At 75.2% G+C, this 14,138-nt stretch carries 15 protein-coding genes; 6 read left to right on the top strand and 9 right to left on the bottom strand.

What is annotated here, in order from left to right; all coding sequences use genetic code 11:
* Nucleotides 1-8 precede the first annotated feature (8 nt).
* The gene (locus QRT03_RS19215) at nt 9-425 is read left to right on the top strand and encodes a DUF1801 domain-containing protein (RefSeq protein ID WP_286054627.1); all 417 of its coding nucleotides are present in this window, start codon (nt 9-11) and stop codon (nt 423-425) included.
* Here QRT03_RS19215 and QRT03_RS19210 read toward each other — a convergent pair.
* A complete protein-coding gene (locus tag QRT03_RS19210; protein WP_286054626.1) occupies nt 422-1,183 on the bottom strand; it encodes an RDD family protein in 762 nt (253 codons plus the stop codon). The genes QRT03_RS19215 and QRT03_RS19210 overlap by 4 nt on opposite strands.
* Nucleotides 1,184-1,231: 48 nt before the next feature.
* On the opposite strand from QRT03_RS19210, the gene QRT03_RS19205 reads away from it, so the two are divergent.
* A complete protein-coding gene (locus QRT03_RS19205) occupies nt 1,232-2,197 on the top strand; it encodes a stage II sporulation protein M (RefSeq protein ID WP_286054625.1) in 966 nt (321 codons plus the stop codon).
* A 535-nt stretch (nt 2,198-2,732) separates the two neighbouring features.
* Here the strand turns inward: QRT03_RS19205 and QRT03_RS19200 are convergent.
* From QRT03_RS19200 to QRT03_RS19180, 5 genes are read right to left on the bottom strand one after another with little or no spacing between them, the layout of a single operon-like run.
* Complete coding sequence (locus QRT03_RS19200) at nt 2,733-4,025, bottom strand: DUF58 domain-containing protein (RefSeq protein ID WP_286054624.1); 1,293 nt, start codon at nt 4,023-4,025, stop codon at nt 2,733-2,735.
* Nucleotides 4,025-4,975, bottom strand: coding sequence for an AAA family ATPase (locus tag QRT03_RS19195; RefSeq protein WP_286054623.1), 951 nt, complete (start codon nt 4,973-4,975; stop codon nt 4,025-4,027). The genes QRT03_RS19200 and QRT03_RS19195 overlap by 1 nt, the downstream gene beginning before the upstream one ends.
* Nucleotides 4,972-6,072, bottom strand: a complete 1,101-nt coding sequence (locus QRT03_RS19190) for a DUF4350 domain-containing protein (protein WP_286054622.1) — start codon at nt 6,070-6,072, stop codon at nt 4,972-4,974. Before QRT03_RS19190 ends, QRT03_RS19195 begins: the two co-directional genes overlap by 4 nt.
* Nucleotides 6,069-6,692, bottom strand: a complete 624-nt coding sequence (locus tag QRT03_RS19185; RefSeq protein ID WP_286054621.1) for a DUF4129 domain-containing protein — start codon at nt 6,690-6,692, stop codon at nt 6,069-6,071. Before QRT03_RS19185 ends, QRT03_RS19190 begins: the two co-directional genes overlap by 4 nt.
* On the bottom strand, nt 6,692-7,825 hold the full coding sequence (locus tag QRT03_RS19180; protein ID WP_286054620.1) for a hypothetical protein: 1,134 nt from the start codon (nt 7,823-7,825) through the stop codon (nt 6,692-6,694). The genes QRT03_RS19185 and QRT03_RS19180 overlap by 1 nt, the downstream gene beginning before the upstream one ends.
* 57 nt (nt 7,826-7,882) lie before the next feature.
* On the opposite strand from QRT03_RS19180, the gene QRT03_RS19175 reads away from it, so the two are divergent.
* Nucleotides 7,883-8,494: a putative glycolipid-binding domain-containing protein gene (locus QRT03_RS19175; protein ID WP_286054619.1), complete on the top strand. Its 612-nt coding sequence runs from the start codon at nt 7,883-7,885 to the stop codon at nt 8,492-8,494.
* A gap of 45 nt (nt 8,495-8,539) precedes the next feature.
* Nucleotides 8,540-9,196, top strand: coding sequence for a TVP38/TMEM64 family protein (locus tag QRT03_RS19170; protein ID WP_286054617.1), 657 nt, complete (start codon nt 8,540-8,542; stop codon nt 9,194-9,196).
* A 73-nt stretch (nt 9,197-9,269) separates the two neighbouring features.
* Here QRT03_RS19170 and QRT03_RS19165 read toward each other — a convergent pair whose 3' ends face one another.
* Both QRT03_RS19165 and QRT03_RS19160 read right to left on the bottom strand, forming a co-directional pair.
* Nucleotides 9,270-9,587, bottom strand: coding sequence for a hypothetical protein (locus QRT03_RS19165; protein ID WP_286054615.1), 318 nt, complete (start codon nt 9,585-9,587; stop codon nt 9,270-9,272).
* A gap of 43 nt (nt 9,588-9,630) precedes the next feature.
* Complete coding sequence (locus QRT03_RS19160; RefSeq protein WP_286054613.1) at nt 9,631-11,142, bottom strand: FAD-dependent oxidoreductase; 1,512 nt, start codon at nt 11,140-11,142, stop codon at nt 9,631-9,633.
* Between the two features lie 139 nt (nt 11,143-11,281).
* Here QRT03_RS19160 and QRT03_RS19155 point away from each other — a divergent pair, with 139 nt between their 5' ends.
* Nucleotides 11,282-12,748 carry an NAD-dependent succinate-semialdehyde dehydrogenase gene (locus QRT03_RS19155; protein WP_286054611.1) on the top strand — a complete coding sequence of 489 codons (1,467 nt, stop codon included), beginning with the start codon at nt 11,282-11,284 and terminating at the stop codon, nt 12,746-12,748.
* Between the two features lie 18 nt (nt 12,749-12,766).
* Here the strand turns inward: QRT03_RS19155 and QRT03_RS19150 are convergent, their stop codons facing one another.
* A complete protein-coding gene (locus tag QRT03_RS19150) occupies nt 12,767-13,252 on the bottom strand; it encodes a hypothetical protein (RefSeq protein ID WP_286054609.1) in 486 nt (161 codons plus the stop codon).
* A 115-nt stretch (nt 13,253-13,367) separates the two neighbouring features.
* Here QRT03_RS19150 and QRT03_RS19145 point away from each other — a divergent pair, with 115 nt between their 5' ends.
* Nucleotides 13,368-14,096, top strand: coding sequence for a TSUP family transporter (locus QRT03_RS19145; protein ID WP_286054608.1), 729 nt, complete (start codon nt 13,368-13,370; stop codon nt 14,094-14,096).
* The last annotated feature ends 42 nt before the right edge of the window (nt 14,097-14,138 follow it).

The raw sequence follows: 14,138 nt of genomic DNA, 5'->3' as shown, positions 1-14,138 counted from the left end.
CGCTCCTCGTGACCGACTCCGACGGCCCGGACCTCATGGCGTTCCGCGACGCCCTCGACGCCAGGCAGGCCGCGGTCGTCGACGAGGTCCACCGGACGATCGCCGAGGCCGCGCCCGGTCTCGTGCCGCCGATCCGGACCGGGTCGATGCTCGGGTACGGCCGGTTCCACTACCGCTACGACTCCGGCCGGGAGGGCGACGCCCACCTGATCTCGCTGCGTGGCGGGAGCAGGCAGCTCAGCATCTACGTCAGCGCCGTCGAGGACGGCCGGTACCTGCCGGAGGCCCACGTGCCGACGCTCGGGAAGGTGTCGGTCGGACGGAGCTGCATCAAGGTCACGCGGTCCGGGGACCTCGACCTCGCCGGCTTCGCCGACGTCGTCCGGCGGGCGGTCGAGCTCGGAGGCGAGGGCCAGGTCCGCTAGGACGACGCCCGGCGTCGGCGCTCCGCCAGGACCGCCGTCAGGAAGGCCTCCGCGCTCGTTCCCGACGGCGGGTCCGGCGCGACCCGCTGCGCCACGTCGGTCGCGAGCTGCTCGCCGAGGGTGCGGCGCACGGTCGGGTCGAGGTCGCCGGCGCGGCCGAGGAACTGCCGCGCGGCGAGGGCGAGGTCGTCGGGCAGGGCGGAGAGCTGCAGCGTCGAGGCCCAGCCGGCCAGGGCCGGGTCGGGGTCGGGCAGGGCGACCCGGCGGGTCGAGCGCGGAACCCGCTCCCGCAGCACGATCGTCCCGGCCAGCAGGTCACCCACGCGCTGCCCGCGCCGGGTGCACGCGGACACGACGACCGCGACCACCCCGCTGAGCAGCCCGAAGTCGACGAACAGGCCCGCGAGCGCGCGGACGAGCGCCTGCCGGAAGCGGATCGGCCCGCCGTCGTCGGAGACCACCCGCAGTCCGAACGCCGCCTTGCCCGGCGAGCGCCCGCGGGTCAGCGTCTCCCACGCCGTCGGCCACACCACGAACGCGAGCACGGCGAGGGTGACCCCGATCGCCGCCGCGGCGGCCCCGTCGACCTCGACGCCGCTCACCACCACGACCACGATCGCCGCCGTCATCAGCGCCCCGATGATCACCACGTCCAGCGCGAACGCCAGCGCCCGGCTCGGTAGCTTGGCGGGAGCGAGATCGAGTTCGACGGCTTCGCCGGTGACGATCGAGTCGACGCCGGGTTCCGGTGGGGCCACGGGCGGACATGCTGCCAGGCCGGGAGAACACGGGAAGGAGATCCGCGAGTGGACGTCGACGCGTACACCGACGCCCACCGCGCCGAGTGGGACCGGCTCGAGGCGCTGCTGCGCGGACGCGGGCGCTGGTCCGCCGACGAGGCCGACGAAGCCCTGGACCTCTACCGGCGCACCGCGACGCACCTGTCGGTCGTGCGGTCCTCCTCCCCCGACCCGGCGCTGGTGTCCCGGCTGTCGTCGTTGGTGGCGCGGGGACGATCCGCGGTGCTGGGCACGACGCCGTGGAGCTGGGGCGTGGTACGGCGGTTCGTGGTCGAGGAGTTCCCCGCGGCCCTCGCCGCGTCCGCCCGGTGGTGGGTGCCGACGGCGGTGCTCTCGGTGCTGCTCATGGTCGTCGTCGGGTGGTGGATCGCCGCGAGTCCGGACGTCGCTGCGGCCATCGCCACGCCCGAGGAGACCAGGCGCCTCGTCGACGAGGAGTTCGCCTCCTACTACTCGTCCAACCCGGCGGCCTCGTTCGCCGCGCGCGTGTGGACGAACAACGCCCTGGTCGCCGCCACCTGCCTGATCAGCGGTGTCCTCGTGCTGCCGGTGCTGTGGGTGCTGGCGCAGAACGTCGTCAACGTCGGCATCTCGGCCGGCATCCTGACCGCCAACGACCGCCTCGGCCTCTTCCTCGGCCTCATCACCCCGCACGGCCTGCTCGAACTGACGGCGGTGTTCGTGGCCGCGGGGGCGGGCCTGAAGCTGGGGTGGTCGTGGATCGACCCGGGCCCTCTGACCCGGGCGCGGTCGCTCGCGCGGCAGGCGCGGATCACGGTCGGGATCGCGCTCGGCCTCGTCGGCGTGCTGCTCGTCTCGGGGATCATCGAGGCCTTCGTGACGCCGTCCGGCCTCCCCACGTGGGCGCGCATCGGCATCGGCGTGGTGGCCGAGCTGCTGTTCCTGGCCTACGTGCTGCACGGTCGGCGGGTGCTGCGCACGCGGGCGGAGGTGCTCGACGCGGGCGCCTGAGTGGCAGCAATGCGTCACTGCTGTCACTGGACGTCAGAAAAGCCGCACCGTCGCGGGCCCGAGCACCACGACGTTGCGTCGCGCACACGGTCGTCGGACTTGGTGCAGCCGCTGCGAGGCGTTGCGTCGCGCACACGGCGACGTCCAGCGACGTGCCGTCGGTGGGGTGTTGCGGGACGCGCACGGTCCGCGAGGGACCGAGCCAGCCGTGTGCGTGGCGCAACGGTGGTGTGGGGTGGGGCTGCCCGCCCGAGCCGTGTGCGTGGCGCAACGGTGACCGGGGGGCTCGCCCGCCCGGGCCGTGTGCGTGGCGCAACGGTGATGGGGGGTCGGGCCGCCCGCCCGGGCCGTGTGCGTGGCGCAACGCGGGCAGGCGCTGCCACCGCGAGAACTCCATGACGCACCTCGGGGAGCCGCGAACGGTGCGCCATGTACCTCTCGCGATCGGCCCAGCGGGGTGCGTGAGCGCGAGAGGTACACCAGGCACCTCGAACGCCGTCGGGAGGTGCCTCATGTACCCCTCGGGCCCGCAGCGCTACATCCGTCCCCGCGCCTTCAACGCCAGGTACCGGTCGGCGACGGCGGGCGCGAGCTCGTCCGGCGGGGCGTCCACGACCTCGACCCCGCGCCGGGCGAGTCGCCCCACGACACCCTGCCGCTCCGCCAGCGCCACCGACGCCGCGGCCGCGCCGTAGACCGCCTCGCCCGACCCCCGACCTGCCGCCATCGCCGTCACGACCGGGTCGGTCACCCCCGCCACGAGCAGCGTGTGCCGGTGCAGCAGCGGGCCGAGCACCGGTTCGAGGCCCTCGGCGAGGGCGGTGTCGTCGAGACCGGTGAACAGCACGACGAGCGAACGCCGCGACGCCCGCCGCAGCACGGCTGCCGCGAGCAGCCGCATGTCGGTCTCCACGAGGGTCGCCTCCACCCCGGAGAGGGCCGTCGTCATGGCGGGGAGCGGGTCGCGGGCGCCGATCACGGAGGCGCGCACAGAACGGTCCACGGCCAGGAGGTCGACCCGGTCCCCGCCACGGGTGGCCAGCGCGGCGAGCAGCAGCGCGGCGTCCAGGGCGGCGTCGAGCCGCGGCGCGTCTCCCACCAGGGCCGCCGCGGTGCGGCCGGTGTCCAGCACGACCAGCACGTGCCGGTCGCGCTCGGGCCTCCAGGTGCGCACCACCGGGCCGGCCGAGCGCGCCGACGCCCGCCAGTCGATCGACCGGACGTCGTCGCCCTCGACGTACTCCCGCAGCGAGTCGAACTCCGTCCCGGCCCCGCGGACCTGCACCGCCCGCCGTCCGTCCAGCTCCCGCAGCCGGGCCAGCCGGGCCGGCAGGTGGCGTCGGGAGGCGAACTCCGGCAGCACCCGCACCCGGCCGGGCACCGCCCGCGAGGCCTGCCGTGCCGCGAGCCCCAGCGGCCCCCACGCCCGGAGCGTCACCACGGCGGCCGCGTGCTCACCGCGCCGGGACGGCCGCAGGACGGAGACCACCCGCCGCCGCTCCCCCGGCGGCACGTCCAGCGGGTGGCGCTCGGGAGCGGCGGAACACGACGGCGGCCAGGCGTCGCGCAGGACGCCCACGACCCGTCGTCGGGAAGGGTTCGTGACGACGACCGCGGTCGCGACCTCGTCCCCCAGCCGCACCTGCACGAGGTCCTCGGCGCGCTCGAGCCCCACGCCGGACGGCGACCCCGCCCGCACCAGATCCACCAGCACGCCCACGAGCAGCGCCGCGACGACGCCCAGGAACCCCGCGAGCGACGGCACGACGAACCCCACGACCAGGGCCCCGACCACCATGGCCGCCGCGAACCGCCCGGAGACCGCCATCAGCGGGGGACGGGCACCGCGTCGAGGACACCGGTGACGACCCCGTCGGTCGTCACGCCCTCCAGCTCGGCCTCCGGACGCAACGCGAGCCGGTGGCGCAGGACGGGGAGGGCCCAGGCCTTGACGTCGTCCGGGGTCACGTAGTCGCGCCCGGACAGCCACGCCCACGCCCGCGCGGCGACCAGCAACGCCGTCGCGCCTCGGGGTGAGGCGCCGAGCGCGACCGACGGCGAGGCCCGGGTCGCCCGGCAGACGTCGACGACGTAGGCGAGCACCTCCGGCCGCGCGGACACCGCCGCGACCGCGGCCCGCCCCGCCGTCAGGTGCTCGGCGCCCGCCACGGGCCGGATGGCCGAGAGGTCCCGCGGGTCGAACCCGGAGGCGTGCCGGCCCAGCACCTCGATCTCCGCGTCCCGCTCGGGCAGCGGCAGGACGAGCTTGACGAGGAACCGGTCGAGCTGGGCCTCGGGCAGCGGGTAGGTGCCCTCGTACTCGACGGGGTTCTGCGTCGCGACGACGACGAACGGGTCGGGCAGGGGGCGCGGGACGCCGTCGACGGAGACCTGGAACTCCTCCATCGCCTCCAGCAGCGACGCCTGGGTCTTCGGCGGGGTGCGGTTGATCTCGTCGGCGAGCAGGAGGTTCGTGAACACCGGGCCGGGCCGGAACTCGAACGACGCCGACCGCCCGTCCAGGACCAGCGACCCGGTGACGTCGCCCGGCATCAGGTCGGGCGTGAACTGCACGCGGCGGTTCTCCAGCGAGCACGCCGCCGCGACCGCCCGCACCAGCAGGGTCTTCGCGACGCCCGGCACCCCCTCGAGCAGCACGTGCCGCCGCGAGAGCAGGGCGATCACCAGGCCGGTGACGGCGGCGTCGTGCCCGACCACCGCCTTCGCCACCTCGCCCCGCAGCGCGGTCAGGGCCTCGCGGGCCTCGTCCGGGGTCACGTCTCTCTCCTGTCTCTTCGGGTCGAGCTCCGCTGCGCTACGTCTCCCGACACGAGGTCGTCCAGGTCGTCCGCCAGCTGCACGAGCGCGGCGTCGTCCGCCGGCTCCGGGCCGTCCAGGAGATCCTTCCCGACGGCGGGTGTGGGCGCGTCGGGCGGGAGGCCGAGACGCGTCGTCCACCGGCGCCGGGCGTCCGCCCGCAGGATCGCCGCCGCCCGCCCGCGGGCCCCGATCCGCCGGTAGAGCGCCGCGCGCCCTCGGGTGGTCTCCGCCGCCGCGACTCGCACCGGCAGGCGTTCCGCGACGACCGGCCCGAGTCGCCGTCCCCGCCACAGCGCCGCCGCTCCCCCGGCCAGCAGCAGCATCACCGTGCCCCAGACGACGCCGCGCGGGACCAGGTCGGCCACCGACACGTCGCCCCCGGCGCCCGGCGCGGGCAGGTACCAGAGGACCCGCGGGTGGGCGCCGAGGAGCGTCAGGACGAGCGCGGCGTTGCCGTTCCGGTCGAGGGTCTCGTTGGTGAAGGGACCCGGCGTCCCGACCACGACGGTCCGTCCGCTGACCGCGAGCGGCACGGTGCCGTCGGTCGGGTAGCAGCCGACGGCGGGCGGGGTGAGTTCGTAGACGTCGCCGTCCAGGACCAGGGGGCCGGCGGCGCGGGCGGCGGGCAGGGCGCAGTCGGGGGTCGGGACGACGCCGGTGGTGGTCAGCGAGGACGGCGGCTCGGTGCGCCGCACACCCGGCGCGAGGGCCTCGAGCGTCGCCGCGTCGGGTGCCACGAGGACGACGTCGGAGCCGGCGTGCGCGAGGGCCAGCCGACCCGCCGTCCCGAGCCGCTCGGGGAACGCGACCAGCACCGTCGTCGCCGGACCGGCCCCGACGACGTCCTCGGGGCGGGTGGCGACGTCCACCCGCACGCCCTGCTCGCGCAGCACCGCGACGAGGGCGCCGCTGCCCGACGGGTCGACGCCCGCCGGCTCCAGGAGACCCTCACCCACCCGCGTCCCCGCGATCGCCAGCACCGCCGCCGCGACCAGGATCAGCACGCCGACGACCACCGGACCCCGACTGCGCCGCACCCGCCCGGCGAGGCTCACCCGGCCGCCACCCGCTGCTCGCCGACGGCCCGGTCGGCCGCCCGCATCCGGGCCACCGAGCCGGCGTCGGCGGACCGCCCGCCGTACACGGTCTCGTCGAAGCACCGGGCGGCGTCGGCCAGGGCGTCCGCCGCGCCGGGGAGCACCGCGGACGCCTCGCGGGCGGCCTCCCCGGCGGTCCGGCCGGGACGGCCGGCGAGCACGTCGCGCTCCTCCAGCCCGCGCACGAGCGCCCGCATCCACTCGCGGACCGCGTCGTCGAACCGGCCGTCGTCGGCGTGGTCCTCCGCCCGACGGCGGTGGTCGGCGGCGGTGAGCCCGGTGTCGTCGAGGGAGGCCGCGCCGGCGTGGGCGGTGCGGGCCGCGCGGCCGAGCCGGCGCCGCACGACGACGACCACGACCACCACGAGCGCGAGGACCACCAGCACCCCGCCCGCCCCGCCGGCGCGCTGCGCCGTGAGGAGCCCGACCAGATCGTCGAGCCGCTCGAGCAGCCACCGGCCGAGCTGCTCGAGCACGCCCGGCTCCCGGGTCCGGTAGGCGGCCTGCGCCAGCTCGCGCGCCGCGAGTCCCCGGGCCTCGTCGGCGGTCGGGGTGAGCGGCGGCGGGGGTGGGGCCATCAGGCTCGCGCGGCCCGCTGCAGCTCGATGTCGAAGCCCTCGCGGCGCATCCGCTGGTCGATGTAGAGCAGCCCGGTGACCCCGGCCTGGAACGGCGCGGTGAGCGTGGCGCCGATGACGGTGCCGACGGACGAGACGAGCAGCGGCAGCGTCGCGTAGGGGCTGGTGTCGGCGGCCACGGCAACCCCGGTCGCGGCCAGCCCGAACGGCACCCCGACCAGCCCGGACACGATCACCACGATGACGGTGCCCAGCAGCAGGATGCCCAGGACCGGCCAGAACCGGCCGGTGACCAGTGCGCGGGACCGAGTCAGCGCCGCCATCACGCCGACCCCCTCGAGCACGTAGGCGGGGGCGGCCAGCGCGAGCAGCACCCCGACCACGATCGCCGCGGCCGCGCCGGCGAGCGTGCCGAGCACGGCCAGCGCCGCGGCCACCCCGGTCGAACCGGCCAGGGCGACGACGCCGGCCGGGACGAGGAACACCGCGAAGGCCAGGATCGTCGCGAGCGCCACGAGCAGGACCACGCCCAGCAGGCCCGGCAGCCGCGGCCGGGCTGCGTTCCAGCACTCCCGGGCGTCGACCGGTGCGCCGAGGACCGACCGCGACAGCACGACGACGAGCAGCCCCGTCAGCACCGTGTTCGCCAGCAGCCCGACGACGGCGCTCACCCCGAGCAGCGCGGAGGCCCCGCCGAGCACCCCGGCGAGGGCGTCCAGGTCCGGCTGCCCGCCGGTGGGCCCGACGAAGGTCTCCAGCGACTGGCCGTAGGTGGCCTGGAAGGGGGCCTGGACGAGGGTCGTGATCACGGCGATCACCGCCGACACGCCCAGCACCACCCGCGGGTGCGCGCGGATGTACTGGAACGCCCCGTCCAGCAGCTCGCCGAGGGCCAGGGGGCGCAGCGGGACGATCCCGGGGCGCGGGGCGGCGACCGGACCGCCGAAGCCCCATGGGTCCTGCGGGGGCGGGCCGGCGGCCGGGGCGGGGCCGGGCGGGGGTGTCGGCGGTGTCGAGGGCGTCGGCGCCTGCCACCCGCCGGTGCCCGGGCCCGCGCTCCCCGGATTCCAGGGCGGGACCCCGGCCGGCCCGCTCGCGTCGTCGGGGCGCCTGCTGTCCTGCGGCTCGGTCACGCCTCGCCCTCCGACCTGATCGACTTCGTCCCCTCCCGATCGTGCCACGATGTCGCGGTGCCCCTGACCTCCGCACTCTGGCGTCGCCTGGACGAGCCGCACGGGCTGGTGCACGGCGCGATCTCCGAGATGGAGCCGACCCCCGAGCAGCCGGACGCGGCGTTCCTCCTCGACGGCGCCGCGATCGGTGCGGACTCCCCCGACGACACCGGTCCGATCGGTGAGCAGGCGGCCCCCCGGCCGTGGTCGGCGCGGTTCTCGGTGGTCGTCGACGCGCGCTGGCAGACCCGCGCGTGCTTCCTCGAGGCCCTCGGCGGCGACGGCCTGGACCGGGTGACCCTCACCGCCGACGCGCTCGGCCACTGGACCCTGGACGGCCGCGACTGGTCGGACCTCGAGGGCTGCCACGACGTCGACATCTCGGTCTCGCCGCTGACGAACACGCTCGTCGTGCGCCGGCTCGGGCTGGCGGTCGGCGAGCAGCGGACGGTCGACGTGGCGTGGGTCGACGTGCCCTCGCTCGCGGTGCAGCGGGTGGCGCAGACCTACCGCCGCGAGACCGAGGACCGGTGGGTCTACGCGGACCCCACCTACGGCGAGTTCGGCTTCACCGTCGACGAGATCGGCATCGTGCGGGAATACCAGGGACTCTTCGCGCGCGTCGGCTGAGTAGTCTGGGGGCCCGTCGGGCGGCTGCCGAACGAGGGGACCGAGGTGCGGAACCGGACGCGGGGCCTGGTGGCTCTCGCCGTGCTGGCCGCGGTGCTGGTGGTGGCGATCGTCGTCCCGCTGCCCTCGCCGTCGGAGCTGCGCGCGTGGGTCATGGAGATCGGTCCCGCCGCCCCGCTGGTCTTCTTCCTCGTCCACGCGATCATCACGACGACGCCCATCCCCCGCACCGCGTTCACGCTCGCGGCGGGGTTGATGTTCGGCCCGGCGTGGGGCATCGCGATCGCGGTGGCCGCGTCGATGGTCTCGGCGCTGATCGGCTTCTGGATCGCGCGCCGCCTGGGCGGCCGGGCGATCCACCGGCTCGGACCGAAGCGCGTGCAGGCGCTGGAGGAACGGCTCTGCGAGCGGGAGTTGCTGACGGTGACCTCGTCACGCCTGGTCGGCATCCCGTTCGCGCCGCTGAACTACACCCTGGGCGTCACGAGCGTGCGGTGGCCCGCCTACGTGATCGGCACGCTCGTCGGGCTCGTCCCGGGCACGGCGGCGGTGGTGTTCCTCGGCGACGCGGTCACCGGTGGGATCTCGCCGCAGTCGTTCATCGCGTTCGCGATCTCGGGCACGCTCGGCCTGATCGGGATCGTCATCTCGTCCCGCGGCCGCCGTCGTCGCCGGGCCCTTCCCGACGACGGGTCGGCCTGACCCGCCGTCGTACCACCCGGATTTGTGACGTCCGACGTCAGCAAGGCCGCATTGCTGACACGGAGGAGGGTGCCTAGCTGCCCGGGGCCGGCGCGGGCGCGTTCGACGGCACCGGCTCGCCCTCGCGGGTGGCCGGCGACGGGGTCGGCTGGGGGCCCTGCGGGCCGGTGGCCGGGCGGGGCTCGTCGGCCGGGGCGGGCGGGGCGACCGGGCCGGGGGTGATCTGCCCGGGCACCGGCGCGGGGCCGGGCGGCGGGAAGCCCTCGGTGGAGAACACGTTCGGGTTCGACGGCGAGCCGGGCGCGGGCTCCGCGGAGTACACGCACCCCGACAGCACGGCCGCCGAGGCCGCCGCGATGACCAGCAAGGACGCCACCCGTCGGGTCTGCACGTTCTCCCTCTCGTCGAGCCGTGATCGAACTGTGCGCCGCACCTTATCGTCTGCGTCCCGCGAGCACGCCGCGCGGCGCGATCGAGCGGATCGGCTCGGGCGCCACGCCCTCCTCACGCAGGACGTCGTTGGCCGCGAGCACGCCGGTCACGGCGGCCCGCTCCATGAGGGCGGACGGGATGTCGGTGGCCACCCAGTCCCCCGCCAGCCGCAGCCCGCGGGCGTCGGTGACCACGCCGGGCCGGCGCACGTGGAACCCCGGGTCGAAGCCGGGCGCGTTGTCGTAGAGGTGGGCGTCGACGTCGAGCACCTCGAGGCCGGCGAACTCCGGCCACAGCCCCGCGAGCTCACGGCGCATCTCGGCGACCAGCTCGTCCCGCGTCGCGGAGTGCGGGCAGGCGTAGGAGTGCAGCTCGATCACCGAACCGCCGGTGCGCGCGGCCCACGCCGCGGACTCCGCCTCGATGCGGTGGAACAGCGTCACCGAGTCGAGGATCCGTTCGCGGGTGACCCCGGTGAAGGGGGCGTGCGCCGCGTCGACGTCGCCCCGGCACCACAGGCGCGCGACGACGTAGGGCTCCCCGCCGGGCAGGTCGGCCACCTGCGCGGCCAGCCGCGGACCCGTCGTCGCGAAGGCGGGAGAGCGGGCGAACAGCTCGCGGGTGGCCGGGACGTCGGTGGCGACGACGAGGTGGCGCGCGGTCCGGGACGCGCCGCCCTCGACGCCCACCGACCAGCCGCCCGGCCCGTCCACGACCATCGTGGCGCGCGCCCCCGTCGTCACCGTCGCACCGTGCTTGTCCAGCAGCCGGGCGAACGGGTCCCAGATCGTCGCCGCGTACTGGTCGACCGGGACGTCCATCCCGAGGCCCTCGGGGTTGCCGGTGAAGTAGAAGTGGCACATCGCGAGGAACTCGGCCGCCGAGTAGCGCTGCTCGGTGTTGAAGAACGAGTGCGCGAAGACCTCGAAGAGCATCGCGCGGCCGCGCTCGGAGAAGCCGAACGAGTCCAGCAGCTCGGCGGTGGTGCGGTGGTCGTGCTCGGCGAAGGTGCGCACCGGGTCGTAGCGCAGCATGGCGAGGGCCTCGCGGCCGTCGACCTTGCGCAGGTCGCGGAGGCGGAAGCTCGGGGACTTCCAGACCAGGGCGGCGAGGTTGGCCAGCGGCGTCGTCGGGAGGTCGGAGAAGTCCTCGGACTCCCACTCCCGGCTCTCGACCGGGTAGCCGCCGACGTCGCGCAGGAAGGCGAGGTCCGGGTCGATCCGCCGCAGGACGTCGCGCAGCGTGTAGTACTGCCGGAAGAACCCGTGGTAGCCGTGCTCGACGGTGACGTCGGTCCCGTCGGGCAGCGTGCGCGGCCACGTGCCGAGCCGGCCCCCGAGCCGCGGCGCGGCCTCGAGCAGCTCCACCGTCAGTCCCCGCTCGGCGAGGACGGTCGCGGCGGTCACCCCGGCGAGTCCCCCGCCGACGACCACGACCTTGCCCGAGGAGCGGTCGTCGGGCACGCGCTGCGGGAGATCGGGGCGGGGAGCGACCACGACGTGTGGAGAGAACACGCCCGCGAGCGTAGGAGTGGTGGAGGGGCCGCGCCCTCGGAGCGGATGTGGCGTCGCTCCCCGGCCGGTGCGTAGCCGACCGCCGGTCCGGGCACCTACGGCGCGCCGGACGAGCTGCGAAGAGGAGCTGAGCGCAGAGATGAGTGACGCCGACCGCGAGCGACGGGTCATCGAGGACGTCCCGAAGAAGCTGCTGATCGGCGGCCGCGAACGGGACGCCGCGGAGGGGAAGACGTTCCCGGTCGAGGACCCGTCCACCGGTGAGATCCTGTGCGAGGTCGCCGACGCGTCCCCCGAGGACGGCATCGCGGCCCTCGAGGCCGCGCACGCCAAGCAGGCCGAGTGGGCGGCGACCGCACCCCGCGAGCGCGGGGAGATCCTGCGCCGCGCCTTCGAGATGATCACCGAGCAGGCCGACGACATCGCGATGCTCATGACCCTCGAGATGGGCAAGCCGCTGGCCGAGTCCAAGGCCGAGATCACCTACGCCGCCGAGTTCTTCCGCTGGTTCTCCGAGGAGACCGTGCGCATCAACGGCGAGTGGAAGGTCAACGCGACCGGCAACGGCCGCGTGCTGGTGATGCGCCAGCCGATCGGGCCGTGCCTGCTCATCACGCCGTGGAACTTCCCGCTGGCGATGGGCACCCGCAAGATCGGCCCGGCGATCGCCGCCGGCTGCACGATGGTGATCAAGCCGGCGTCGCTGACGCCGCTGACGATCCTCAAGCTCGCCGACATCCTGGCGCAGGCGGGGCTGCCCGAGGGCGTGCTCAACGTCGTCACCACGAAGTCGACCGGCAGGGTGATGGGCCCGCTGATCGAGGACGGCCGCATCCGCAAGCTGTCGTTCACCGGGTCGACCGAGGTCGGGCAGAAGCTCATCGAGCAGTCCGCGAAGCAGGTGCTCAAGACCTCGATGGAGCTCGGCGGCAACGCACCGTTCGTGGTGTGCGCCGACGCCGACGTCGACGCCGCGGTGGACGGCGCGATGCTCGCCAAGATGCGCAACATCGGCGAGGCCTGCACCGCGGCCAACCGCTTCTACGTGCACGCCGACGTCGCCGAGGAGTTCACCAAGAAGCTCGTCGACCGGATGGGCGCGATGACGGTCGGCCGCGGCACTGACGAGGGCGTCGAGGTCGGCCCGCTCGTCGAGGCCGACCAGCGCGACAAGGTCGCCGAGCTGGTCGACGACGCCGTCCAGAAGGGCGCGAAGGTCCGCACCGGCGGGCAGATCCCGAACGGCGCCGGCTACTTCTACCCGCCGACCGTGCTCGCCGACGTGCCGACCTCCGCGCGCCTGGTCAAGGAGGAGATCTTCGGGCCGGTGGCCCCGATCTTCACCTTCACCGACGACGACGAGGCCATCCGCGCGGCCAACGACACCGAGTTCGGCCTGGTCAGCTACCTCTACACCAAGGACCTGCAGCGGGCCATCCGGCTCTCGGAGCGCCTCGAGGCGGGCATGGTCGGCCTGAACCAGGGCATGGTGTCCAACGCCGGCGCCCCCTTCGGCGGGGTCAAGCAGTCCGGTCTGGGCCGTGAGGGCGGCGACGTCGGGATCGACGAGTACCTGGAGATCAAGTACGTCGCGATGAACGTGTAGTCCCGCGCGCGGCGGTGCTCACCTCCCCCAGGTGAACACCGCCGTGCGGCCGTCGGAGCTCGCCAGGCGCACGCGGGAGTCGTCCTCCGGGAACTCGCTGCCGACCGGCAGGCGGAACTGCCCGTCGTCGACCACGTCCACCCAGCCCGGGCCCATCGCGACGACGCGGAAGTCGACGTCGCCGTCGCGCCGGGTCGTGGTCTTGGTGGTGGTGCCGTTGCGGCGCACCGTCTGGGTCGAGCTCGTGCCGGGCTCCTCCACCTCGATGGGGGCGGCGCTCACGGTCGCGGTGCAGTTCGGGCCGCTGCATCGCACGGACACGCCGCCGCCACCGGAGCCGCAGGCACCGAGCAGCAGCAGGGACGCCAGCCCGAGGACGGCGAGCACGCGCCGGCCCGGCGGGGCACCGGCGGTCTTCGCGTGGGGTTGCCCACCGATGTGCTGACGCTCCGCGACCTCCTTCCCGACTACGGGGCGGGTCGGCTGGGCCAGGCGAGTGGACATGGCGCACCTCTTCTCACTCTGAGTGTCACGAACGCCGTGATTGTGCCCGATTCGGGGCAGTCATCGCCAGATCCAGTCACGCACCGTGCTGACTACGCAGTGCGAGGATGCCGCCATGAGCCCCGTCGTCGCGGCCCTCCTGGTGGCCGTCCCGATCGCCGCGGGCGCGACCCTGCAGCGCACCACCGGACTCGGCCTGGCGCTGGTCGGGGCGCCGTTCCTGGTCGCGGTGCTCGGACCGCGCGACGGGGTGTCGTTCGGCAACGCCCTGCAGAGCGTGCTGTGCACCCTGGTGCTCGTGCAGACCTGGCGGGACGCCCGGTGGTCGGCCGTCGGGCTGCTGCTGGCCGGGGCGGCGGTCGGCGTGCCCGCGGGCGCCCTGGTGGCGACGACGCTGCCCGAGGCGCCGCTGCTCGTCGTCGTTGGCCTGCTGGCGCTGCTCGGGGTGGCGCTGTCCGTGGTGCCGGCCGCCGGGGCGGCGCTGCGCGGGCCGGTCGGGGCCGTCGGCTCGGGGGTCGCCGCCGGGTTCGTCAACGCCACCGCGGGCGTCGGCGGACCGCTGATCTCGGCCTACGGAGCCTCGCAGCGGATCGAGCCGCGCGTGTTCGTGCCGACCGCCCAGGCCGTGCTGCTCGCGGTCAACCTCACGGCGCTGCTCGTGAAGGGGGTCCCCGATCTGGGCGCGGTCACGTGGGTGGCGGGCCTGGTCGCGATCACCGTCGGGGTCCTGCTCGGCGCGCCGGTCCAGCGCCGGCTGGACCCGGTGCTCGGGCGGCGCCTGATGCTCGGCGTCGCGGCGGTCGGGGCGCTCGCCACGGTCGTGCGGGGCCTGCTGGAGCTCTGAACGAGCGGCACTCCCGCAGCTTCTCTGCGCGCGAGAGTGCCG

The sequence above is a fragment of the Actinomycetospora termitidis genome, from assembly GCF_030286555.1.
GTDB classification, from domain to species: Bacteria; Actinomycetota; Actinomycetes; order Mycobacteriales; family Pseudonocardiaceae; genus Actinomycetospora; species Actinomycetospora termitidis.
The sequence above is the reverse complement of the archived record's forward strand: the minus strand, read 5'-3'. Positions and strand labels throughout refer to the sequence as shown.

Excerpts from the sequence above, each read along its gene's own strand:
- QRT03_RS19185 (WP_286054621.1), bottom strand. The coding sequence starts at position 6,692 with ATGGCCCCACCCCCGCCGCCGCTCACCCCGACCGCCGACGAGGCCCGG.
- QRT03_RS19150 (WP_286054609.1), bottom strand. The coding sequence starts at position 13,252 with ATGTCCACTCGCCTGGCCCAGCCGACCCGCCCCGTAGTCGGGAAGGAG.
- QRT03_RS19145 (WP_286054608.1), top strand. The coding sequence starts at position 13,368 with ATGAGCCCCGTCGTCGCGGCCCTCCTGGTGGCCGTCCCGATCGCCGCG.
- QRT03_RS19155 (WP_286054611.1), top strand. The coding sequence starts at position 11,282 with ATGAGTGACGCCGACCGCGAGCGACGGGTCATCGAGGACGTCCCGAAG.
- QRT03_RS19200 (WP_286054624.1), bottom strand. The coding sequence starts at position 4,025 with ATGGCGGTCTCCGGGCGGTTCGCGGCGGCCATGGTGGTCGGGGCCCTG.